Genomic DNA, 22,243 nt, shown 5'->3' on the forward strand with positions numbered 1-22,243 from the left:
CTCGACCTTGCCCTCGCCCTCGGCCGGGCCGCTATACACCCACACGGCCGGCTCTGCGCCCTGCTGGTACAGCGCCGCCAGCGGCAGCGCCACCACAGACGCATCCGAACGCCGCACGATCGACACCGTCGATGTCATGCCAAGCCGGATACCGGCCGGCGGCGCCTGCACGCTCACCTTCACTGCATAGGTGCGGGTGGCGGGATCGGCACCTGGCGCGATCTCGCGCACCACGCCGGCATATTCCTTGTCGGGCTGCGCCCACAGACTGATGACAATGGCAGTGGCACCGCGCAACTCGTCGAGGCGGTTCTCGGCGACATTGAACACCACTTCCTTCTCTTCCGGCCGCGCCAGCTTCAGCACAGTCTGGCCGGCAGACACCACCTGGCCGGTTTCGATGCTGATGGCCGTGACCACGCCATCGGCATCGGCATGCAGCTCGGTGTAATCCATCTGGTTCTGCTGCACCCGCATCTGCGAGCGGGCGCTGTCGAGCTGGGCCTCTGCCGTGTTGTAGGTATTCTGCCGGCGATCCAGTTCGGCCTGGCTGATCACCTTGCTCTCGAACAGCTTCTTGTAGCGGTTCAGCTCGGTCTGGGCCTGGTTGAAATTGGCCTGGGCGGCGCTCAGCTGGGCGCGCGCATTCTGGCTGGCGAGCCGGATATCCTCCGGGTCGAGGCGGGCCAGCAGCGCGCCCTTCTTTACCTCGGAACCGATCTCGACATAGCGGGCAACGATCTTGCCGCCGACGCGGAAGGCAAGGTTGGTCTCGTAGCGGGCGCGCACCTCGCCGGTATAGCTGGAGCGGCTCTCGTAAACCTGCGGCGACACAGTGGTGATGCGCACCGGCCGGATCGGCTCGGGCGGTGCAGCGGCTTTTTCACACGCTGCCAAAAACAGCGTCGATGCCAGAACCACGATGGTTGTGACAGAGAGGGAGGACCGGGTCATACGCATAGCCGCCTGTTCTGCGAACGGCCGCGCGGGAGCACTCACGCTACTGAACTGTAAGACTTCCCCCGAACGCCGTAGGCTACTGTTCTTGCTTCCCTGCCGCAGGCACCGCTCTGACGGCGGTTCCCTCCGGCTGCAACAGCCCCTCTCTCGCCCGATCCAGGATCCAGACCCGGATTGCGCTCGACAGGTTGCCCGAACGTGCAGCGTCGATATCGCTGACCATCTGGTTGATGGTCTTAGCCTGTTGGGCGGCCAGAACCTGCAGAGCCTCCCAGAACGCCTGTTCCAGGGAGATGCTGGTACGATGGCCGCCCACCACGACGGAACGTTTTTTTACCGTCGTTGGCATGCGTGACCTGTCCGGCCGGGCGGCCGCGACAAATGCTGCTTAGCATCGGCGGTTTTCCGCGCCAAGCTGGCCTCTCGTCGCTGCGTGATGGCCGTCACCAGTTACCTGCCAGAAATCAGGACAGCTGCGCGCAGAATTCCTGAATCCGCGTGCAGGCGTCTTTCAGGGCTTCGGTTGACGTAGCGTAAGAAATGCGGAAATGCGGCGCCAAGCCAAAGGCCTCGCCGAACACCACCGCCACGCCGTTCTCTTCCAGCAGCGCGTTGCAGAAGTCGAGATCGGTATTGATCTTCACACCACCCTTCGAGGTCTTGCCAATGGTGCCGGCACAGCTCGGATAGACATAGAAGGCGCCTTCCGGCTTCGGGCACTGGATGCCCTTGGCCTGGTTCAGCATCGATACGACCAGGTCGCGGCGCTGCTTGAACACCGCATTGTTCTTCGGGATGAAGTCCTGCGGACCATTCAGCGCCTCGACGGCGGCGGCCTGGCTGATCGAGGACGGGTTCGAGGTCGACTGCGACTGCAGGCTGCCCATCGCCTTGATCAACTGCACCGGGCCGCCAGCATAACCGATGCGCCAGCCGGTCATGCAATAGGCCTTCGACACGCCGTTCATGGTCAACGTGCGCTCATACAGCGCCGGCTCGATCTGCGCCGGGGTGGTGAAGACGAAGTTGTCGTAGACCAGATGCTCATACATGTCGTCGGTCAGGATCCAGACATGCGGATGGCGCACCAGCACGTCGGTCAGCGCCTTCAGCTCATCACGCGTATAGGCGGCGCCCGAGGGGTTGGACGGCGAATTCAAGATCACCCACTTGGTCTTCGGGGTGATCGCCTTTTCCAGCGCCTCTGCGCGCAGCTTGAAACCGTCTTCGGCGCTACCGGTCACGAAAACCGGCGTACCGCCGGCGAAGTTGACGATATCGGGATAACTGACCCAGTAGGGTGCCGGGATGATCACTTCATCGCCCGGATTGACGGTGGCGAGCAGCGCGTTGAACAGCACCTGCTTGCCGCCGGTGCCGACCGAGATCTGTTCGGGCTTGTAGTCCAGGCCGTTCTCGCGCTTGAACTTGGCGATGATCGCCTGCTTCAGCGCCGCCGTGCCGTCCACATCGGTATAGCGGGTGTCGCCACGATCGATCGCTGCCTTGGCGGCTTCGCGGATATTGGCCGGGGTCTCGAAATCGGGTTCGCCGGCGCCAAGGCCGATCACGTCACGGCCGGCGGCCTTGAGCGCGCGGGCCTTCTGGGTGGCAGCAATGGTGGCCGAGGGCTTGATGCGACCGAGAGCATCGGACAGGAACGGCATTGTTTTGGCGACTCCTAGGCGCGGGCGGAGAGGATTAAGGCGGGCGAACCATACGTCCGGCCTGTGGGCGGCGCAACATATCAACCTGTCGCTGAAACCATGTTTGTGCCGCAAAAGCAGGCAGCCGGGCAGCGCCTTGGGCAACCTGGCCGTTCGGGCGCCGGAACCGGCGGTTTTCCAACCCCCGATATCCGCGCCGGAAGTGGACTCAGAATTGCATACGATCTGCTCCGGACCTGTGTTCGATTCGCTCTTGGCGGGTGCTTTCGGGCCGGCATAGACTGCCGGGCCTACGCCGAGCCCGACTCGCAGATAATCGGCCAGGATTGACGTTTACCGGGGAGACCTTAGACCATGACCTTCACTCGCACCTTCACCTTTGCCGCGGCTGGCGTCACGCTGGCGCTCGGCCTGGGCGCCGCCGGCGCTGCCGATGCGCAGACCAAGATGAAATTCACGCTGGATTGGGCCTTCCAGGGTCCGACCTCGGCTTTCCTGCTCGCCGAGCAGAAGGGCTATTACAAAGCTGAAGGCATCGACATCACCATCGATGCCGGCCAGGGCTCGGCCGGCGCGCTGCAGCGTGTCGCCACCGGCGCCTACGAGATGGGCTTTGCCGACGTCAACGCGCTGATCGAATACAACGCCAAGAACCCCGATGGTCAGGTCAAGGCCGTGATGATGGCCTATGACGCCGCCCCGATGGGCCTCTATGCGCTGAAATCCTCGGGCATCAAGTCGCCCAAGGATATGGAAGGCAAGAAGCTGGGCGCGCCGGTCTTCGACGCCTCGTTCAAGCTGTTCCCCGCCTATGCCGCCAAGGTTGGCATCGACAAGAGCAAGGTCACCTTCATCAACCTGCAGCCGCCGCTGCGCGAGCCGAGCCTGAAGAACGGCAGCGTCGACTTCATCAGCGGCCATTACTTCTCCTCGATGCTCGATCTCGAGAAGATCGGCGTCGCGATGTCTGACGTCCAGGTGTTCTCCTATGCCGAAGCCGGCATGGACTTCTACGGCAATGCCATCGTCGCCTCGCCGAAATTCATGAAGGAAAACCCGGCGGCCGTGAAGGGCGTGGTCAAGGCCACCATCAAGGCCTGGAAGGAAATCGTCGCCAATCCGGAACTCGGCGTGAAAGCCGCCAAGACCCGTGACGGCCTGGTGGACGAAGCTCTGGAAATGAAGCGCCTGAAGATGTCGCTCGAGCGCAACATCCTGACCAAGTATGTCAAGGATAACGGCTTCGGCGGCGTCGACATGGCCCGCCTGCAGCGCTCCTCCGATGCCGTGGCCTCGGCCATCGGCCTGGAAAAGGCGCCGAAGGCCGCCGACCTGTTCGAAGAAGGCTACCTGCCGGCGAAGGCCGAGCGCATGTTGCCGTGATCGGCGCTTAAAAAGCTGCTACAAGACAGCGGCGGGGGCGACCCCGCCGCTTTTCTTTTGCCGACCCGTTTCCGGTTTCGAGTGTGTCCGCTTTACCCCAGCCGTCTGCCGCAACGCCTATCGCAACAATGAACACATCCCGCCATCACACCGACTGGCAGGCGGTCTTCGCCGTGATCGCCGCCGGCGTGATCGTCTCCATGCAGGTCGGCAAGCTGCCGCCCCTGCTCGGCCAGCTGCGCGCCGAATTCGGCCTCGATCTGGTGCTCGGCGGTCTGGTGGCATCCTCGGTCAGCCTGGTCGGTGGTGCCTGCGGCATCATGGCCGGCTTTGCCGGTGACCGCATCGGGGCGCGCCGCGCGCTGATGCTGGGCCTCCTGATCAGCGCGCTGGGCTCGTTTGCCGGTGCCTTCAGCCTCAGCACAATTCCGCTGCTCGCCGCACGGCTGGTGGAGGGGCTTGGTTTTGTCATCACCGTAGTCTGTGGCCCCAGCCTGGTCACGGCCGCCAGCCTACCTGCCCAGCGCAGTCTCGCGCTTGGCCTGTGGAGTAGCTACATGCCGCTCGGCGTTACCCTGGGCATGCTCGGCGCACTGGCTGTCAGCCATGACCTGCTTGACTGGCGCGGCCTATGGCTGGCCATGGGCGTGCTGCCGCTGGCCGCCGCACTGCTGCTGCCGCCGTTGACGGCCGGCGTTGCTCAATCGCCGCCGCGCCGCTTCAATGCCGCAGTGCTGCGCCGCCCCGGACCATGGCTGCTGGCCGGCTGCTTCGCCTGTTACACCACACAGTGGTTCTCCATCGTGACCTGGATTCCCACCTATCTGAAAGACAGCGGCCAGAGCAACGAAACCGTGCTGGCGCTTGGCGTTGCCGGCGTGGTGCTGGTCAATGCCGTGGGCACAACCGTCTCCGCCGCCGCGATGCATCGCGGCCTGCCGCGCTGGCTGATCATCGCCACCGTCAGCCTGGGCATGGGCGTGCTGGGCGTCGCCTCTTTTGCACCGGACCTGCCGGTGCTGGCCAAGATCGGCTTTGCCATGGCCGCCAGCGGTTTCGGCGGCATGCTGCCGGCCGCCGTGCTGGCCGGCGTGCCGCTGCAGGCGCGCGAGCCGTCGGAAATTGCCACCGTAAACGGCGTGGTGGTGCAGTTGCTCAATATCGGATCCTTCATCGGCCCCCCCGCGCTGGCCGCTCTGGTTGCGCATTTCGGCGGCTGGAGCGATGGCCGCTGGCTGCTGCTCGCCGCCGGCACGGTTGGTCTCGGCCTGGCGCTTGGCCTGCGGGCGACGGAGCGGAGGGCCGCGGCATGAAATTCGACAAGGCCAGCGTCAATCGTGGTGATGCCTATCTGCTGCTCACCGTCATCATCTGGGGCAACACCTTCCCGACCGCGAAATATGTGCTGGGCGTGATGCCGCCCACGGTGTTCGCCTCGACGCGCTATCTGCTTGCCGCCTTCACCCTGATGGTTGTGCTGGCCTGGCGCGAAGGCCTCAAGCTGCCGCAACGCCGCGACCTGCTGCCGCTGGCCGGCTTCGGCTTTCTCGGCATTACCATGATGCAGCTGCTGTGGACGAATGCACTGACGCTCAGCACCGCGTCGAAAGGCGCCATTCTGATCGCCACATCGCCGATCTGGGCGATGATCCTGGGCAGCCTGCGTGGCCAGCGCCTGTCACGGCTGGCCTGGGGCGGCGTGCTGCTGTCTTTTGCCGGCGTCTTCCTGGTCATCAACAACAGCCTGACCGCCATCACCGTCGGCGGCGGCCATATCATTGGCGATCTTCTGTTCCTCGCCGTGGCCTTCTGCTGGGCGCTGTTCTCGGTGCTGTCGCCGCCCTATCTCACGCGGCTGGGGCCGCTGTATGTCTCTGGCTGGTCGATGCTGTTTGGTGCGCTGTTGCTCGCGCCGGCCATGCTCTGGGGCTGGGATGCCATGCAGTGGGCCGCGATGGGCACCGGTCACTGGGCCGGCTTCCTCTACACCGCGATTCTCGCCGGCGCGCTGGGCTATCTGTTCTGGTACGAAGGCATCAACCGCCTCGGCATCGCCCGCTCGGTGATCTATTCCTACCTGATCCCGGTCTTTGCCATGATCAGCGCCGTGGCTTTCCTTGGCGAGCATGTCTCCGCGGTGCAGCTGATTGGCGCGGCCATTGTCATCCTGGGCCTGGTCATCACGCGCCAGGCCACAACAAAGCCGCCGCCCGCCTAGCTTTCCGCGATCAGACAGAAACCCGTGCCATCGGGCAGCGGTTCGACCGCCAGCACGAAGAGGCCCTCGGCCTTCGCCGTCTCACTCAGACTCACAGCATCACCGCTGAACACACCAACGAAGATGCCGGCCACCGCCAAGGCGATCTTCACCGCCGAAAAGAAGGCCGCCGGATCGGCCGCAGCGATGCGTGGCTCAGCCATCATGATCAGATCGTAATGATCGGGGCGATCTTCCAGGAAGGGAATCACTGCGCCACTGTCGCAATCGTCATACAGGCCGGTCTCGAAGGCCCGCCGGCTGCGCAGCGGATCTTCCGCCACCATGTCGAGATGCTGGCTCAGCTGCCGCAGGTCGGTCGCATGGCGCGCCAGGCAGCCGCCCAGGTCGATCGCCCAGCCGAGCGCAAAACCGCTACCGATCATGCGCTGGGCCGCCGCCAGTACGACACCCGAAGCTGGCGCATCCAGACCTGCGAGGATCGCATCCATTGGCATAACCGATAGCGCGGCCGCCTGCGATTCCGGCGTCTCCTGTGCGCGCAGGGCAAAGACATAGCCGAGCACCGGCCGGTTCTCTTCCTTGCGCAGTTCGATCTCGTCCAGGCTGAGCACGACAAAGCCCGCATCGGCGGCACGTTTGCGCAGGTAAGCCTCGCCATGCTGGTAACGGCCGGTCTTGGCGGCGTGATAACGGGCACCAGTGCCCTTCTCCACCGTGGCGACAAACAGGCCACCTTCGTGCAGGCTGGCGCGCGCCGCCTCGAACAGCGGGCGCAGATCGCCGAAATAGGACAGCACATCGGCCGCCATCACCAGATCATAGCTATCGCCACGGGCCTGCAGGACTTCGACGATCTCACCGACGATCAGTTCATCATAAAGCCGGCGGGCGCGTGCCTTCTCGACCATGCGCGGCGAGAGATCGATGCCATCCAGCCGCTTCATCAGGCCGCGCACTTCCGGCCCCAGCAGGCCGGTGCCGCAGCCCAGATCGATGCCACGCGCCGACGCTGCGGCGGCCTCGCCGATGGCTGCGCGCAGGGCAGCGGCGACATGCTGCGGCGCGCGATACTCCAGCCAGCCGACCAGCTTGTCGTCGAAACTGTCGGCAAAGGCATCGAACAGCGATGCCACATAGGCGGCATTGGCTTTTTCCGGCGCCTCGCCGGCCAGCACCGCCACCATATGCCGGCCCTCGGCATGGTCTGGCCGCAGGGCCAGCAGGTGTCGATAGGTGATCAGGGCATCGGCGCGGCGGTCGAGCCGCACCTGCAGCCGCGCCACCTGGTGCAGCAGGGCCTCTGAATCCGGCGTGGCAGCCAGGCTGCGCTGCAGGCGCTCCAGGTTTGCCGCCAGCGTTTCATTCAGCCGCAGCTGCGTCAGCGCGCTATGCACCGGATCGATCACATCGGGCTGCGAAGCAGTCGTCGGCGTCACTTTTTTCACGCCGCCCAGGCCCAGCAGCATGTCGCTGACACCGCCGGCGCCGGCACGCGCCACCAGCGGGCGACCGCTCAGATCTGGCTTGTGACGACCAAACAGATCGCCACCCCCGCCTTTTTTCTGTGCCCGCCTGTCTTTGCGGTTCATCGGACCCTAGCGGCGTTCCAGCGGCTTGTACTTGATGCGATGCGGCTGATCGGCATCGGCGCCGAGACGGCGCTTCTTGTCGGCCTCGTAATCCTGGTAGTTGCCTTCGAACCACTCGACATGGCTGTCGCCTTCAAACGCCATGATATGGGTGGCGAGGCGATCGAGGAACCAGCGATCATGGCTGATGACGATGGCGCAGCCGGCGAAGGATTCCAGCGCCTCTTCCAGCGCCCGCAGCGTATCGACATCCAGATCGTTGGTCGGTTCGTCGAGCAGCAGGACATTGGCGCCGGTCTTAAGCATCTTTGCCAGATGCAGGCGGTTACGCTCGCCGCCCGACAGCATGCCGACCTTCTTCTGCTGGTCGGCGCCGCGGAAGTTGAACCATGAGCAGTAGGCGCGGCTCGGCACCTCGCGCTTGCCCAGCGTGATCATGTCGTTGCCGTCGGAGACTTCCTCCCACACGGTTTTCTTGTCATTCAGGCTGTCACGGCTCTGGTCGACATAGCCGAGCTTGACGGACTCGCCCACGCGCAACTCGCCCTTGTCTGGCGGCTCGCCGCCGGTGAGCATGCGGAACAGCGTGGTCTTGCCGGCGCCGTTCGGACCAATGATGCCGACAATGCCGCCCGGCGGCAGCTTGAACGACAGGTTGTCGATCAGCAGGCGGTCGCCGAAACCCTTGGACAGGCCCTCGGCCTCGATCACCACATTGCCCAGGCGCGGGCCGGGCGGGATGGTGATGGAGACTGCATCAGCGGCCTTGTCGTTCTGCTGCTGCAGCATCTCTTCATAGGCCTTGAGGCGGGCCTTGGATTTGGCCTGGCGCGCCCGCGGGCTCTGACGTACCCATTCGAGTTCCTGCGCCAGCGACTTGCGGCGGGAATCCTCTTCCTTGCCTTCCTGGGCGAGCCGCTTTTCCTTCTGTTCCAACCAGGAGGAATAGTTGCCCTCCCACGGAATGCCCGAGCCGCGATCGAGTTCGAGAATCCAGCCGGCCACATTGTCGAGGAAATAGCGATCATGGGTGATCGCCACCACGGTGCCTTCGTATTCGTGCAGGAAGCGCTCAAGCCAGGCGACCGATTCCGCATCCAGATGGTTGGTCGGTTCGTCGAGCAGCAGCATGTCGGGCTTGGACAGCAGCAGGCGGCACAGCGCCACGCGACGCTTCTCGCCGCCCGACAGCTTGTCCACCGCCGCATCACCCGGCGGGCAGCGCAGCGCGTCCATGGCGATCTCGACACTGCGCTGCAGATCCCAGGCATTGGCGGCGTCGATCTTTTCCTGCAGCTCCGCCTGTTCGGCGATCAGCGCATTCATCTCGTCGTCGTCGGTCACCTCGCCGAACTTCATCGAGACTTCCTCGAAGCGGTCCAGCAGCGCCTTGGTCTCGGCCACGCCTTCCATCACGTTGCCCAGCACGTCCTTGTCAGGATTGAGCTGCGGCTCCTGCGGCAGATAGCCGATCTTGACGCCATCGGCAGCCCAGGCCTCGCCGGTGAATTCCTTGTCCAGGCCGGCCATGATCTTCAGCAGGGTCGACTTGCCGGCACCGTTGTTACCCAGCACGCCGATCTTGGCGCCCGGCAGGAAGCTGAGCCAGATGCCCTTGAGAACCTGCTTGCCGCCCGGATAGGTCTTGGCCAGGTCCTTCATCACGTAAATGTACTGATACGACGCCATTGTTCGCTCCGGCGTTGAAACGGCTGAAAAGTTGGCCGAGTTGTATAGAAACGGGGCCTCCGGCGCAATCAAGGGGCGCCGTCTGGGTGGGTCAAAACGGGGCCGGTCAGGCCAGCATCAGGGCCCGCACATGGGCCGCGCTCGCGCTGGCCAGCGCCCGCAGGTCGTAGCCGCCTTCCAGGGCCGAAACCACCCGCCCCCCGGCGGTCCGGTCAGCCACCTGCAGCAAGCGCTCGGTGATCCAGTAATAATCCTGGTCGGTGAACTGCAGCTGGGCCAGCGGATCGCTGGCATGGGCATCGAAACCGGCCGATATGATCAGCAGTTCGGGGGCGAAACCTTCCAGTTTGGGCAGCAGCACTCGTTCGGCCGCGGCGCGCAGCTCGGCCGACCCGGCATAAGGCCGCAGCGGCACATTGACGATATTGTCCGCCACGCCATGGTCATGCGCCGCGCCGGTACCCGGATAGAGCGGCATCTGGTGGGTCGAGGCGTAGAAGAGATCGGGATCGGCGGCAAAGGCAGCCTGGGTGCCGTTGCCGTGATGCACATCGAAATCAACCACGGCGACCCGCTTGATGCCCCAGCGCGCCCGTGCATGGGCGGCCCCGATCGCCACGTTGTTGAAGAGGCAGAAGCCCATCGCCTGGTCGGGTTCGGCATGATGGCCCGGCGGCCGCACGGCACAGAAGGCATTGCGCAGCTCGCCGCCCATTACCGCATCCACTGCGGCACAGACCGCGCCGGCGGCGCGCAAGGCAGCCTCGCCGGAACCCGAGGACACCACAGTGTCGCCGTCGATATAGTTCAGGCCGCGCGGCGGAATCGCCTGCAGAACCCGGTCGACAGAGTCGCCGGGATGGATGCGGGCGATCTGCTCCGGCGTGGCTTTTGGCGCTTCCCGGCGGTCGAGATAGAGAAAGTCTTCTCCCTCAAGACGCGCCAGAACCGCCTGCAGCCTTTCCGCGCATTCCGGGTGACCATCTCCCGTATCGTGAGCAAGGCAGGCGGCATGGGTGAACAGCCCGGTTACCATCCGCTTCCCATGACCATCGGCATTCCTCCCGGCCCTTCACAAACCCGTGCCCGGCGCTCCAGCGGCCCGTTAAGCACAAAAAATGCAGGATATTCCGTAATAGGACGTATACAATAGATCATGCAAACGCCGAAATCAGCAGCCCGCTGCAACGGGACGGAATCGGCGACGCTTTCGGGGGGGTACGGGCGAGATCTAGGGTCGGCTCGACACGTTTCATTAGGGTGGTAAAGAAAGATGAAAGTCTGGGGTCAGCTTATCGTGGCCGGCGTGATCGTTGCCGGCGCGGCCGGTGCATACATCTATCGTGACAGCCTGCCCTTCATCGGCGGCACGCCAACCACCGGGGCCAGGCAGACCGCCAGCGTACCCGCCCTGCCGATCGAGATAGCCCCGATCAAGCGCATGGAGATCACCCACACCGTCGAGGCCGTCGGCACTGCCCAGGCCAATGAGGCGGTGGCCATCACCGCCAAGGCGACCGGCATGATTGAGCGGCTGAACTTCCAGGAAGGCCAGGTGGTCAAGGCCGGTGTCGTGCTGGTCGAGCTGGAAGCTGCCGAAAGCAACGCCAATATCGGCGCCCTGCGTGCAGCGCGTGACGGCGCCAGGATGGCTTATGACCGCGCCAAGCAGCTGATCGAGAGCAAGGTGGTCGCCCAGGCCCGCCTCGACGAGTTGAGCAAGACCTATGAAGCCGCCGAGGCGCGCCTGCGCGCCGAGCAGGCGAAATTTTCCGACAGCGTGATCCGGGCGCCCTTCACCGGCAAGCTCGGCCTGCGCAAGGTCAGCCTCGGTGCCCTGGTGCGGCCGGGCGACGTGATTACCACGCTGGACGACGCCACGGTTATCAAGCTTGAATTCGAGATTCCGGAAACCGTGCTGGGTGGCGTCACCATCGGCAACACCGTGAGCGCCCGCGCCACCTCGATGCCGACCCGCAAATTCGAGGGCATCGTTACCACCATCGACAGCCGCGTCGACCCCACCACCCGTGCGGTGCGCGTGCGCGCCCAGATTCCGAACAGTGACGATGCCCTGAAACCCGGCATGTTCATGACCGTGGCTCTCAGCGTCGGCAAGGTGCCGGATGCCATCATGGTGCCGGAAGAATCCCTGCTGGCCCAGGGCGGCGAGCAGTTTGTCTTCGTCATCAGCGATGGCAAGGCGACCCGCACCCGCGTCACCATCGGACAGCGCCTGCCCGGCCTGGCCCAGATCACCAACGGCCTGCGCCCAGAAGACGTGGTAGCAATCACCGGCCTGCAGCAGTTGCGTGACGGCTCGCGCGTGCGCCCGACCAACACGGGCACGCCACCAGTCTCCGGCACGCTGCCGCAGAAGTCTTCCAGCTGATTCCGCAAGCACGGGAATAGAGCCATGGTTCTCTCGGACGTTTCGATCAAGCGCCCGGTCTTCGCGACCGTCATGTCCCTTGTGCTGATCATCTTCGGCCTGTTCGCCCTGCGCGGCATGGCGGTGCGCGAGTACCCTGATATCGATCCGCCGGCGGTCAATATCTCTACCATCTATCGCGGCGCCTCGGCCGAGATCATTGAAAGCAAGATCACCCAGATCATCGAAGATTCGGTCGCCGGCATCGAGGGCATCCGCAGCATCACCTCGGCCAGCCGCGAGGAATCGAGCGCGATCAGCATCGAATTCAACCTCAGCCGCAATGTCGATGCCGCCGCCAATGACGTGCGCGACAAGGTCGGCCGCATCCTCTCCAAGCTGCCCAGCGAAGCCGATCAACCAATCATCGCCAAGACCGAGGCCGATGCCCGGCCGATCATCTATATCTCGCTGTTCAGCGACCGGCTCAACCTGCTTGAGCTCACCGACTATGCCGATCGCTACCTGGTCGACCAGCTGTCGGTGGTGGATGGCGTTGCCTCGGTCAACATCTATGGCGCCCGCCGTTATTCGATGCGCGTTTATCTCGACCGCATGGCGATGGCAGCCCGCAATGTCACGGTGCAGGACATCGAGGAGGCGATCCGCCGCCAGAATGTCGAGCTGCCCTCGGGTCGCATCGAAAGCAACATGCGCGAATTTACGGTGCGCGCCGAATCCGGCCTGCGCACGGCCCAGCAGTTCCGCAATGTCGTACTGCGCGAGCAGGACGGCTATCTGCTGCGCCTGTCCGAAGTTGCCAAGGTCGAACTCGGCGCCGAAGATGACCGCACCGAACAGCGTGTCAATGGCAGCACGGCGATCGGCCTTGGCGTGATTCGCCAATCCAAGGCCAACGCCATGGACATCTCGAATGGCGTGACCGCTACCGTTGCCCGTCTGCAGGACAGCCTGCCGACCGGCGTGCGCATGGAAGTGACTTACGACCAGTCGAAATTCATCAGCCAGTCGATCTATGAAGTGTTTCACGCCCTGACCGTGGCATTGGCACTGGTGATCGGCGTGATCTTCCTGTTCCTGCGCTCATGGCGCGCCACTCTGATCCCTGCCGTCGCCATTCCGGTTTCGATAATCGGCAGTTTCATCGTCATCGGCGCACTCGGCTACTCGATCAATGTGCTAACCCTGCTGGCCCTGGTGCTGGCGATCGGCCTGGTGGTCGATGACGCCATCGTGGTGCTGGAGAATATCCATCGGCGCATCGAACTGGGTGAGCCGCCATTGCTGGCGTCCTTGCGCGGTGCGCGGCAGATCGGTTTCGCCGTTATCGCCACCACCGTGGTGCTGATTGCGGTGTTTGTGCCGATTTCGCTGATGGATGGCAACACCGGCCGTCTGTTCCGTGAATTCGGCATGTCGGTAGCCGCCGCGGTACTATTCTCGGGTTTCGTCGCGCTCACGCTGACACCGATGATGTGTTCGAAACTGCTGCACGAAGCCAAGGAAGAAGGCTGGTTCTATCATGTGACCGAGAAGTTCTTCGTCGGCATGAGCAACGGTTATGGCCGCATCCTGCGCCTGTCGCTCGGCGCGCCTGTCGTGGTTCTGTCGCTTGGTGCACTGGTGTCGGTGGCTGCGGTACTGATGTTCAAGGCACTGCCGCGCGAATTCGCACCGATCGAGGATCGCGGCGTGTTCTTTGTCATTGTCGAAGGCCCCGAAGGTGCTTCTTACGACTATACGCGCAAGGCTGTCATCGCCATCGAACAGGCCCTGGAGTCCTTCATCAAGTCCGGTGCCGTCACCAAGGTGCAATCCAACGTGGCACCGGCCTGGGGTGGTCGTCCCGCGCCGGTCAACTCGGGCTTCGTCGTGGTGCGCATGGCGGATTGGGCCGATCGCGATATCAAGCAGCAGGAGGTTGCCCGTCAGGCCTTCCAGAAGCTGCTGGCCCTGACATCGGTGCGCGCCATCGTCGTCAACCCGCCCAGCCTCGGCCTGCCCGGTGCGCAATCGCCGGTCCGCTTCATCCTCGGCGGCGCCACCTATGCGCAGCTGGACGAATGGTCGGATCGCGTGATCGCCCGCGCCCTGCAAAACCCCAACCTGCTTGGCGTCAAGAAGAACTACCTGCCGACCCGGCCGGAAATCCAGGTGCAGATCGACCGCGATCGCGCCGCCGATCTGGGCGTGCCGATCGAAACCATCGGTCGCACCCTGGAAACCATGCTGGGTTCGCGCGAGGTCACCAACTTCCAGCGCGACGGCAAGCAGTACAAGGTACTGGTGCAGGCGCCGGTCGAGCAGCGCGTGACGCCAAACGACCTGAACAACATCTATGTGCGCGGCAGCAACACCGGCAACAAGCTGGTACCGCTGGCCAGCCTGGTGACCCTGAAGGAAGGCGCCAACGCCCGTGAGCTGAATCGTACCGATCGCTTGCGTTCGGTGATGATCGAGGCCTCGCTGGTGCCAGGCTATACGCTCGGTCAGGCACTGGACTATCTCGACGCCGCAGCCGCCGAAGTGCTGCCACCCGAGGTACGCATCTCCTATGCGGGCCAGAGCCGTGAGTACAAGGACTCCTCGGCGGCGATCTTCGTCACCTTTGCCCTGGCGCTCATCGTGGTGTTCCTGGTGCTGGCTGGACAGTTCGAGAGCTGGATCCACCCGATCATCATCATCCTGTCGGTGCCGCTGGCCGTGACCGGCGCCCTGGCCGGCCTGCTGCTGGCCGGCCAGACGCTGAATGTCTACAGCCAGATTGGCATCATCATGCTGGTGGGCCTGATCGCCAAGAACGGCATCCTGATCGTGGAATTCGCCAACCAGCTGCGCGACGAAGGCCAGACGATCTACGATGCCGTGGTCAACGCCTCGATTGCCCGCCTGCGGCCCATCCTGATGACCACGATCGCCACCATCTTCGGCGCCGTGCCCTTGGCCATGGCCCATGGCGCCGGCGCCGAGTCGCGCTCGGCGCTCGGCTGGGTGATCGTCGGCGGCATGACCTTTGCCACGGTGCTCAGCCTGTTCGTGGTGCCGGTGCTCTATCTGCTGCTGGCCCGGTTTACCAAGCCAGCCGGCTATATTGCCCGCAAACTCAGCGAGATGGAAAAGACCCCTGATCTGGAGGCGGGCAAGGCCGAGGCGGCCGAGTAACCCCTCCTTCAGGTCAGGTTACCAGTTGATAACCTAGACTTTGATCGCCGGGCGCCCCCCTATATCCGGTAAACAAGAATCGTTCTTATTTATGGGCGCCCCGGCAGACCATGAGCAGTCAAAGCGGCAAATATCCCCCCGCGGATTCCGATCCCGCTTTCGGTATGGCCGTCGCCAGCGCCCAGGCCGCCGTGGCTGGCTTGGCCGACAAGTATGTTGGCTGGGTGAATGACGACCTCAAACGCCTGGATGCGGCGATTGCGGCTGTCACCGATGGCCACAATGCCGATGCCCTGCGCGAGGTCTATGGTGTCGCTCATGACATCAAGGGCCAGGGCAGCACCTTCGGCTACCATCTCGTCACCGATATCGGCCAGTTGCTGTGCCGCTATACCGAGCGGGCCATCGAGCAAAAGAAGGTTGATCGCGCCGTGATCGATGCCCATGTCGAGGCCCTGCGCACCGTGGTCGACAATCGTATCCAGGGTGCCGCCGGCGAACTGGGCCGCGAGATTCTCGATGCGCTCAAGGGCGTGGCCGAGAAAAGCTTCGCCTGAGCCAGACTAGGTTTTGGCCCGGTCGGCGGCGCGGCGGAACGGTCCCGCATAGTCAGCCCGCACCTGCCGGCGCCGGTCAGGCCCGAAATAGCCGCCGCCACGGACGAATTTCCGCGGTCGCTCCACCATCTCGCGCAACCGGCTTTCGACCGCCTTCGGCGTCAGCGGCAGCATCAGTACTTCATGCACCCCGGCATCCAGCGCCTGCCGCACGCGCTCCCGCGTGACCGTGGTTGTGACAATGATCGCCGGCAGAAACGGGGCCGGTGATTCAGCATCGCGACGCAACCGTTCGATCAGCTTCAGGCCGTCATCGCCGGGCAGTTCCCACCTGCAGATCAGGGCATCCACCTTTGTACCGGTTACGGCGCCGCCCTGCGGCGCGCCTTTCAGCAGCGTCCAGGCCTGGTCCGTATCCGGCAGCACATTGGGCGCCTTCATGCGCAAGGTCGATAACAGTCTGCGCCAGGTAGATGCCACGCCGGTATCGGGCTCGACGATCAGCAGGTCCAGTCGGTTCAGGTCATAGGGCATAGTGGGTGACTTTACATCTGCATCTGCCGGTGGACGATGGCGGAAGTTTGACCCACTGTATAACCGATCAACAATGCCTGCGACAGATGGGTCGCGCCAAGACGGGACAGATCATGCCGGCCGATACGATTGCCAATAATCCGACCACGAGCGACCCCATTCATTTTTACGAACCAGCCAAGGGGCATGGGCTGGCGCATGATCCGTTCAAGGCCATTGTCGGACCACGCCCGATCGGCTGGATCTCGTCGCGGGATGCCAAGGGCCGCGTCAATCTGGCGCCCTACAGCTATTTCAACGCCTTTCACGACAAGCCACCGATCGTTGCCTTCGGCAGCACCGGCTGGAAAGACAGCATCCGCAACATCCAGGAAACCGGCGAGTTCGTCGCCAATCTGGCCACGCGCCCGCTGGCCGAAGCGATGAACCGGACCTCGGCGAGTGTTGACGCCGAGGTGGATGAATTCACACTGGCCGGCGTCACGCCGGCTGCCTGTCGCAACGTGGCTGTTCCCCGCGTGGCGGAAAGCCCGACCGCACTGGAATGCAAACTGCTGCAGGTGATCCGGCAACATGATCTGGAGGGCCGCCCGCTGGACGCCTGGATGGCGCTGGGACAGGTTGTGGGCGTTCACATCAACAAGGCTTACATCAAGGATGGCCTGTTCGACGCAGGCGCTGCGCGCCCGATCATGCGCTCCGGCTACCTGGCGGATTACTTCGAGGCCACACCGGAGACCTTGTTCCGCATGATCAGGCCAAAATAACTGCATGATCTGGGTCAATGCGGCTGCCCGTTTTGCACCGCAATAGTGCCTGCGACCCCTCGCCGCGCCCTGCCCCGGCGAGGGAGGTCTAGCCAGCCGGGCCGCCGGCGCCTAATATCCGGGCACCAGTAAGGAAATCCAGTAAGCCCCATGGATTACGAAGCCCTCTTCGGCCAGGCGGTCGAGAAACTGCATGTCGAGAAACGCTACCGGGTGTTCACTGAACTCGCCCGGACCTGCGGCAGCTTCCCCGTGGCCGATAATCACAGCGGCATCGGCCCGGCCAAGATCACCATGTGGTGTTCCAACGACTATCTCGCGATGGGCCAGAATCCTGTGGTGATCGATGCACTGGTGCAGGCCGCCCAGCAATTTGGCGCCGGCGCCGGCGGCACCCGCAATATTTCCGGCAACAGCCATATGATCGTCGCGCTTGAGCGCGAACTGGCCGACCTGCATGACAAGCCGGCCGCGCTCGCCTTCATGTCGGGCTACATCGCCAACCAGACCTCGCTGTCCACCCTGGCCCGGCTGATGCCCGGCTGCATCATCCTGTCGGACGCCGACAACCACAATTCGATGATCGAAGGCATCCGCCAGAGCGGCTGCGAACGGCGCATCTGGCGTCACAACGACGTCGCCCATCTGGAAGAACTGCTGCAGGGCATCCCGGCCGACCGGCCGAAGCTGATCGCCTTTGAAAGCGTTTATTCCATGGATGGCGATATCGCGCCGATCCATGCGATCTGCGATCTGGCCGACAAATACGGCGCGATGACTTATCTGGACGAAGTGCATGCCGTGGGCCTCTATGGCAATCGCGGCGGCGGCATTGCCGATCGCGACAGCGCCATGCATCGCATCCACATCATCCAGGGCACGCTGGGCAAGGCCTTTGGCGTGGTTGGCGGCTATATCGCCGGCAGCGCCATCATGATCGATGCCGTACGCTCCTATGCCCCGGCTTTCATTTTCTCCACCGCCATGCCGCCGGCGATTGCCGCCGCCGCCACCGCCAGCGTGCGCTATCTCAAGCGCAGCCAGGTCGAACGCGCCCGCCACCAGGAACGTGCCGCCACGCTGCGTCGCATGCTGCTCAATGCCGGCCTGCCGGTGCTGGTGAACCAGAGCCATATCGTGCCGGTGATGGTCGGCGACGCGGCCCTGTGCAAGACCGCTTCCGATATGCTGCTGGGCGATCACGGCATTTATATCCAGCCGATCAACTATCCCACCGTGCCGCGCGGCACCGAGCGCCTGCGCATCACGCCGACACCGGTGCATACCGACGCGATGATGCAGGCACTGACCGTTGCCCTGCTTGATGTCTGGCAGCGCCTGGGCCTGCGCCGTCAGGCGGCATAATCCGCTTATCTTTGCTGGTGACCATCCGGGTTCCCTCGCCCCATGCGGGAAGGCTTGGGGTTATCGGATTTAAACCCTTGTAAACTCTACCATTGTTAGCGTGACACCCGTATGAGAGGCCCTTAAGGGACTCGGGATGTCACAACGCACCTTTCAATCGCTGCCGGATTTCGGCTTCACGCCACTGCAGGTGCAGACCTTGCAGGAGCGCCTGCGCATGCCGCAATTTCTGTATATTTCCGGACCGGCTGGCGGCGGCAAGACCAAGGCCGCCATGCTGCTGGCCTGGACCTTTTTCCAGGCCTATCGCCGCCCGTTCCGCATCGACGGCCAGGACATGACCACGACGCAGATTCGCCAGGCCGCGATCGAGCAGACTGCCGGCATTCTGTTTCACGATCTCGCGTCATCACATGACTACATGAAGGCGGGTTACTGCACCGCCTGCCGCATGACCACGGTGGGGATCCCCTTCGACGGTCCGTCCAGCGCCGCGCATGCCCATGCTGCATTGATGGCACGCCTGCCCGATCTCACCACGCGTGACAATGTCATCGTGATCGGGGTCGAACGCGACGAGGACAACACCGAGATCGAGCGCTACAAGATCGACCTCCATTTGGGCTGATCATCACTGCGCCATGTTGTCGCAGCTGCCCGCCATCTCGGCTCGGATTGACTTCGGTCAAAGCCGCCTGACCCCGCAATAGCGCAGAATTCCAGAGTTGCTTGGCCTCCCCCGGCAAGCGCAGCGCCGCGTCTGGGCGCCCGTCAAACAATGGAGCGAATATGCGTATCGGAAAATTTATTGCGGCTACGGCTGGCGCCGCGCTGCTGCTGACCGGCCTGTCCTTCAATGCCGATGCCGCCGACGGCAAGACCGCGGGCGACATCCTGGTGCGCGGCCGCATCATCGGCCTGCTGCCGGCTGAAACCGCCAACGTCACCATCATTGGCGGTGATGTGGATGCCAGTAACGAATGGACCGGTGAAGCTGACTTCTCCTATTTCTTCACCGATAACATTGCTGCAGAATTGATTGCCGCCACCACCAAGCACCAGATGGCGGTCAAGCGCAGCACGTCTGGCACGGTAGATCTTGGCGATGTGTGGCTGCTGCCGCCGACCCTGACCCTGCAATATCACTTCGCGCCGAAGTCGGCATTCAGCCCCTATATGGGCGCCGGCCTCACCTATGCCGTCTTCTACAATGAGGATAAGGGCCCGGGTCTGCGCAGCGTCAAATACGACAATGCGTTGGGCTATGCATTCCAGGCCGGCTTTGACTATAAGCTTGGCGGCAACTGGTACTTCAATGCCGATGTGAAGAAGATCTTCCTCAACACCGACGTCACCGTGACCACCAATACCGGCACGGTGATCCATGCCGATACCGACCTCGATCCCTGGGTGGTTGGCCTCGGTCTCGGCTACAAATTCTGAGGTTTTTCATATGCTGGCCGCGATGGACCTCGCGGCCGGGACCAGACTGCGCCTCCGTCGATCATGACGGGGGCGCTTTTTTATGCGATCCGGCCGCCTCTGCGGCCCGCAGACTTGACCGGCAGGCATAGCCCCGCATGATGGGCGCCCGTTTCCTGCTGTGAATGCCATGACCCAGACGACCCCCGCCGTGCATCCTGAACTGCTGCGCCTGCGCGACAGTATCGACAATATCGACGCCGCCCTGATCCATCTCTTGGCCGAACGGTTCAAATGCACCCAGCAGGTCGGCCACCTGAAAGCGACACAGAGCCTGCCGGCGGCCGATCCCGCGCGCGAAGCACGCCAGATTGCCCGCCTGCGCCAACTGGCCGAAACCGCCAAGCTGGACCCTGATTTTGCCGAGAAATTCCTCGCCTTCATCGTGAAGGAGGTGATCCGGCATCACGAAGCCATTGCCAGCGAAAGCAAGGCTGCCAAGGCCTGAACAAAAAAACGGCGCCCGGCCATGATAGCCGGGCGCCGCTTCATTTACCGTCTGCAGGGCCGCTAGATGCGCCCCATCAGCAGCAAGACAATCACCACGATCAGCACAATGCCGATGCCGCCGCTGGGGTAATAGCCCCAGCTGCTGCTATGGGGCCAGCTGGGCACCGCGCCGATCAGCAGGATAATCAGGATGATAAGCAGGATCGTGCCAATGCTCATATCGGCCTCCTTTTATTATTATGACTTTGACTGGGGAAAAGTCTGCGGTGCAGGGCAGGTGACTGTCCGGCACCAGGCTTTCATGCCTTGCGACCGAACACCATCAAGGCAGCACCGCCGCAGGCGGCTGCGGCACCTACGATCAGGTACCACATGGTGAGATCGGTGTAGCGACCGGTGATGGTCTCGGACAATTGCTCCATGGGCGCATTCGACGCATTCCACCCGAAACCGAGCAGAGCCACGCCGGCAGCCAAAACAATAATGCCGAGCACAAGATTGGTGGGCATCACAGCCACCTTACTTCACGACCAGATCGTTTTTCACCGCTCTCACGCCCTGGATGTTGCGGGCGATCTGCTCGGCGCGCGACCGGGACAAGGCCGTATCAACAAAGCCGCTCAGCTGCACGGTGTCCTTGAAAGTCTCAACGCTGATCTGGCTGGCCTTGGTCACCGGATCCTTGATCAGTTCGGCCTTCACCTTGGTGGTGATGGCAGCCGAGTCGACGTATTCGCCGGTCGATTCCTGTTTGGGGGTCGAGGTGCAGGCCGAAACGGCAACGGCACCGCCCAGCATGGCGACAATGGCGAGGCTGCGGGAGAGGTTTGAGAAGGTCAGCATGATGTCGTCCTTTTTTTCAGTGGATTGGTCGTGAAAGACCTATGACCGTAATTTGTATTGCTCAGACAGCCTGCGGGCAGCGCGGTCATTTCACCCTGCCCGCAATCGAGGCTGACACCGCCCCTTGGCGCATCAGCGCCAGGCGGGCTTGCCGAGGTTGATCTGGTCTTCGTCGGTGAGGCCACCGGCAGCGGCACCAACAGCACCACCGATCACTGCACCACCCAGGGTATTACCAGTCAGCGCACCACCAACCGCGCCAACCCCGGCGCCGATTGCGCCGCCCGAAATGGCACGATCCGACGTCGAATTACCGCAGGCGCCCAGCGTGGCGCTGGCTGCAATCAGGGTCACCGCAGCGGTCGCAGCCATCAGACGGTTCTTTGCTGTATGGTTCATGGTCGCCTCCTTGGAGTTCAGAAAAAACTCCGGTTCGGCAGACCGGCCCGCATCTGCACACCGCTCTGCACTCTGGACAAGGAAACGGCCATGTCGGTGATTGGTTCCAAAAATGGAAGCCAATGCAGCTTCGGCTAAAGCCTCAGGCGCCCGCGGATACGGGGCGCCGCACAGCGCCGGGCAAGCGATATCGCATAAATCTCACAGACCGTTCGCCAAACGGCAGCTCGGGGCATACCGATGCGGCAAAAAAGCGATCTAGACGAAGAAATCCGGAATCAGGTCAGTTTCCGCGGTGCCCGGATGGCGATAGCGCGCGAAGTCCTTCAGCCCGGCGCTGCGCAGCACTTCATCATCGATGAAGAAATTGCCCGTGGTATCCCTGGCCGGGCGGGTGAGGACCACATGGGCTGCATCTGACATGATCTCCACCTTGCGGCATTTCTTGCGCAACTCCGGGCCGGTGATCACATTCATCGCATCGGTGTCGATCGCGGTGCGCGGCCACAGCGCATTCACGCCTATCCCCTTGCGCTTGAATTCACCGGCCATACCCAGCACGCACATGCTCATGCCGAATTTCGCCATCGTGTAGGCGACATGCGGCGCGAACCAGTGTTCCTTCATGTTCAGTGGCGGCGACAGGTTGAGGATATGCGGATTCTCCGCCTTCATCAGATGCGGCAGGCATTTCTGGCTGCACAGATAGGTGCCGCGCGTGTTGATCTGGTGCATCAGGTCATAGCGCTTCATCGGCGTTTCCAGCGTGCCGGTCAGCGAAAT

At 63.2% G+C, this 22,243-nt stretch carries 23 protein-coding genes; 11 read left to right on the top strand and 12 right to left on the bottom strand.

Annotation, left to right across the window (positions count from 1 at the left end; all coding sequences use genetic code 11):
- The 3 genes from AAG799_RS14500 to AAG799_RS14510 form a co-directional block, all read right to left on the bottom strand.
- Positions 1-954 (bottom strand): efflux RND transporter periplasmic adaptor subunit (locus tag AAG799_RS14500; protein ID WP_341897097.1); only part of this gene is annotated, 954 nt, incomplete at its 3' end.
- A gap of 82 nt (positions 955-1,036) precedes the next feature.
- Positions 1,037-1,309 carry a ribbon-helix-helix domain-containing protein gene (locus AAG799_RS14505; protein WP_341897101.1) on the bottom strand — a complete coding sequence of 91 codons (273 nt, stop codon included), beginning with the start codon at positions 1,307-1,309 and terminating at the stop codon, positions 1,037-1,039.
- A 115-nt stretch (positions 1,310-1,424) separates the two neighbouring features.
- A complete protein-coding gene (locus AAG799_RS14510) occupies positions 1,425-2,627 on the bottom strand; it encodes a pyridoxal phosphate-dependent aminotransferase (protein WP_341897103.1) in 1,203 nt (400 codons plus the stop codon).
- A 354-nt stretch (positions 2,628-2,981) separates the two neighbouring features.
- Between AAG799_RS14510 and AAG799_RS14515 the strand changes: the two genes are divergently transcribed.
- From AAG799_RS14515 to AAG799_RS14525, 3 genes are all read left to right on the top strand, one after another.
- The gene (locus AAG799_RS14515; RefSeq protein WP_341897106.1) at positions 2,982-4,010 is read left to right on the top strand and encodes an ABC transporter substrate-binding protein; all 1,029 of its coding nucleotides are present in this window, start codon (positions 2,982-2,984) and stop codon (positions 4,008-4,010) included.
- A gap of 128 nt (positions 4,011-4,138) precedes the next feature.
- Positions 4,139-5,323: an MFS transporter gene (locus AAG799_RS14520; RefSeq protein ID WP_341897108.1), complete on the top strand. Its 1,185-nt coding sequence runs from the start codon at positions 4,139-4,141 to the stop codon at positions 5,321-5,323.
- A complete protein-coding gene (locus tag AAG799_RS14525) occupies positions 5,320-6,228 on the top strand; it encodes a DMT family transporter (RefSeq protein ID WP_341897110.1) in 909 nt (302 codons plus the stop codon). Before AAG799_RS14520 ends, AAG799_RS14525 begins: the two co-directional genes overlap by 4 nt.
- Here AAG799_RS14525 and AAG799_RS14530 read toward each other — a convergent pair.
- The 3 genes from AAG799_RS14530 to AAG799_RS14540 form a co-directional block, all read right to left on the bottom strand.
- Positions 6,225-7,820, bottom strand: a complete 1,596-nt coding sequence (locus AAG799_RS14530; RefSeq protein WP_341897111.1) for a methyltransferase — start codon at positions 7,818-7,820, stop codon at positions 6,225-6,227. The genes AAG799_RS14525 and AAG799_RS14530 overlap by 4 nt on opposite strands.
- A 6-nt stretch (positions 7,821-7,826) precedes the next feature.
- Positions 7,827-9,509, bottom strand: coding sequence for an energy-dependent translational throttle protein EttA (gene ettA, locus AAG799_RS14535; RefSeq protein ID WP_341897113.1), 1,683 nt, complete (start codon positions 9,507-9,509; stop codon positions 7,827-7,829).
- 106 nt (positions 9,510-9,615) lie between these two features.
- Positions 9,616-10,545 carry a histone deacetylase family protein gene (locus tag AAG799_RS14540; RefSeq protein WP_341897115.1) on the bottom strand — a complete coding sequence of 310 codons (930 nt, stop codon included), beginning with the start codon at positions 10,543-10,545 and terminating at the stop codon, positions 9,616-9,618.
- A 237-nt stretch (positions 10,546-10,782) separates the two neighbouring features.
- On the opposite strand from AAG799_RS14540, the gene AAG799_RS14545 reads away from it, so the two are divergent.
- The 3 genes from AAG799_RS14545 (at position 10,783) to AAG799_RS14555 (ending at position 15,620) form a co-directional block, all read left to right on the top strand.
- Positions 10,783-11,901, top strand: coding sequence for an efflux RND transporter periplasmic adaptor subunit (locus tag AAG799_RS14545; RefSeq protein WP_341897117.1), 1,119 nt, complete (start codon positions 10,783-10,785; stop codon positions 11,899-11,901).
- 24 nt (positions 11,902-11,925) lie between these two features.
- On the top strand, positions 11,926-15,063 hold the full coding sequence (locus AAG799_RS14550; protein WP_341897119.1) for an efflux RND transporter permease subunit: 3,138 nt from the start codon (positions 11,926-11,928) through the stop codon (positions 15,061-15,063).
- A 164-nt stretch (positions 15,064-15,227) separates the two neighbouring features.
- Positions 15,228-15,620: an Hpt domain-containing protein gene (locus tag AAG799_RS14555; protein WP_341897121.1), complete on the top strand. Its 393-nt coding sequence runs from the start codon at positions 15,228-15,230 to the stop codon at positions 15,618-15,620.
- 6 nt (positions 15,621-15,626) lie between these two features.
- On the opposite strand, the gene AAG799_RS14560 is transcribed toward AAG799_RS14555, so the two are convergent.
- A complete protein-coding gene (locus tag AAG799_RS14560; RefSeq protein ID WP_341897123.1) occupies positions 15,627-16,154 on the bottom strand; it encodes a response regulator in 528 nt (175 codons plus the stop codon).
- 86 nt (positions 16,155-16,240) lie between these two features.
- On the opposite strand from AAG799_RS14560, the gene AAG799_RS14565 reads away from it, so the two are divergent.
- The 5 genes from AAG799_RS14565 (at position 16,241) to AAG799_RS14585 (ending at position 20,216) form a co-directional block, all read left to right on the top strand.
- Positions 16,241-16,921 carry a flavin reductase family protein gene (locus AAG799_RS14565; RefSeq protein WP_341897126.1) on the top strand — a complete coding sequence of 227 codons (681 nt, stop codon included), beginning with the start codon at positions 16,241-16,243 and terminating at the stop codon, positions 16,919-16,921.
- A gap of 150 nt (positions 16,922-17,071) precedes the next feature.
- Positions 17,072-18,286 (top strand): 5-aminolevulinate synthase, encoded by a 1,215-nt coding sequence (gene hemA, locus AAG799_RS14570; RefSeq protein ID WP_341897128.1) that lies wholly within the window; start codon positions 17,072-17,074, stop codon positions 18,284-18,286.
- A gap of 136 nt (positions 18,287-18,422) precedes the next feature.
- The gene (locus tag AAG799_RS14575; protein WP_341897130.1) at positions 18,423-18,914 is read left to right on the top strand and encodes a hypothetical protein; all 492 of its coding nucleotides are present in this window, start codon (positions 18,423-18,425) and stop codon (positions 18,912-18,914) included.
- A gap of 161 nt (positions 18,915-19,075) precedes the next feature.
- Complete coding sequence (locus AAG799_RS14580; protein WP_341897132.1) at positions 19,076-19,729, top strand: OmpW family outer membrane protein; 654 nt, start codon at positions 19,076-19,078, stop codon at positions 19,727-19,729.
- Positions 19,730-19,898: 169 nt separating this feature from the next.
- On the top strand, positions 19,899-20,216 hold the full coding sequence (locus tag AAG799_RS14585; RefSeq protein ID WP_341897134.1) for a chorismate mutase: 318 nt from the start codon (positions 19,899-19,901) through the stop codon (positions 20,214-20,216).
- A 62-nt stretch (positions 20,217-20,278) separates the two neighbouring features.
- On the opposite strand, the gene AAG799_RS14590 is transcribed toward AAG799_RS14585, so the two are convergent.
- The 5 genes from AAG799_RS14590 to AAG799_RS14610 all read right to left on the bottom strand — a co-directional run.
- Complete coding sequence (locus AAG799_RS14590) at positions 20,279-20,437, bottom strand: DUF3309 family protein (RefSeq protein ID WP_341897137.1); 159 nt, start codon at positions 20,435-20,437, stop codon at positions 20,279-20,281.
- A gap of 80 nt (positions 20,438-20,517) precedes the next feature.
- A complete protein-coding gene (locus tag AAG799_RS14595; protein ID WP_341897139.1) occupies positions 20,518-20,727 on the bottom strand; it encodes a DUF3185 family protein in 210 nt (69 codons plus the stop codon).
- A 10-nt stretch (positions 20,728-20,737) separates the two neighbouring features.
- Positions 20,738-21,061 (bottom strand): BON domain-containing protein, encoded by a 324-nt coding sequence (locus tag AAG799_RS14600; RefSeq protein ID WP_341897141.1) that lies wholly within the window; start codon positions 21,059-21,061, stop codon positions 20,738-20,740.
- Positions 21,062-21,193: 132 nt separating this feature from the next.
- Positions 21,194-21,460 (bottom strand): YMGG-like glycine zipper-containing protein, encoded by a 267-nt coding sequence (locus AAG799_RS14605; RefSeq protein ID WP_341897143.1) that lies wholly within the window; start codon positions 21,458-21,460, stop codon positions 21,194-21,196.
- Positions 21,461-21,718: 258 nt separating this feature from the next.
- The coding region (locus AAG799_RS14610; RefSeq protein WP_341897145.1) for an SDR family oxidoreductase at positions 21,719-22,243 on the bottom strand (525 nt) is incomplete at its 5' end.

It is taken from the genome of Ferrovibrio terrae (assembly GCF_943371255.1).
Taxonomy (GTDB): Bacteria; Pseudomonadota; Alphaproteobacteria; order Ferrovibrionales; family Ferrovibrionaceae; genus Ferrovibrio; species Ferrovibrio terrae_B.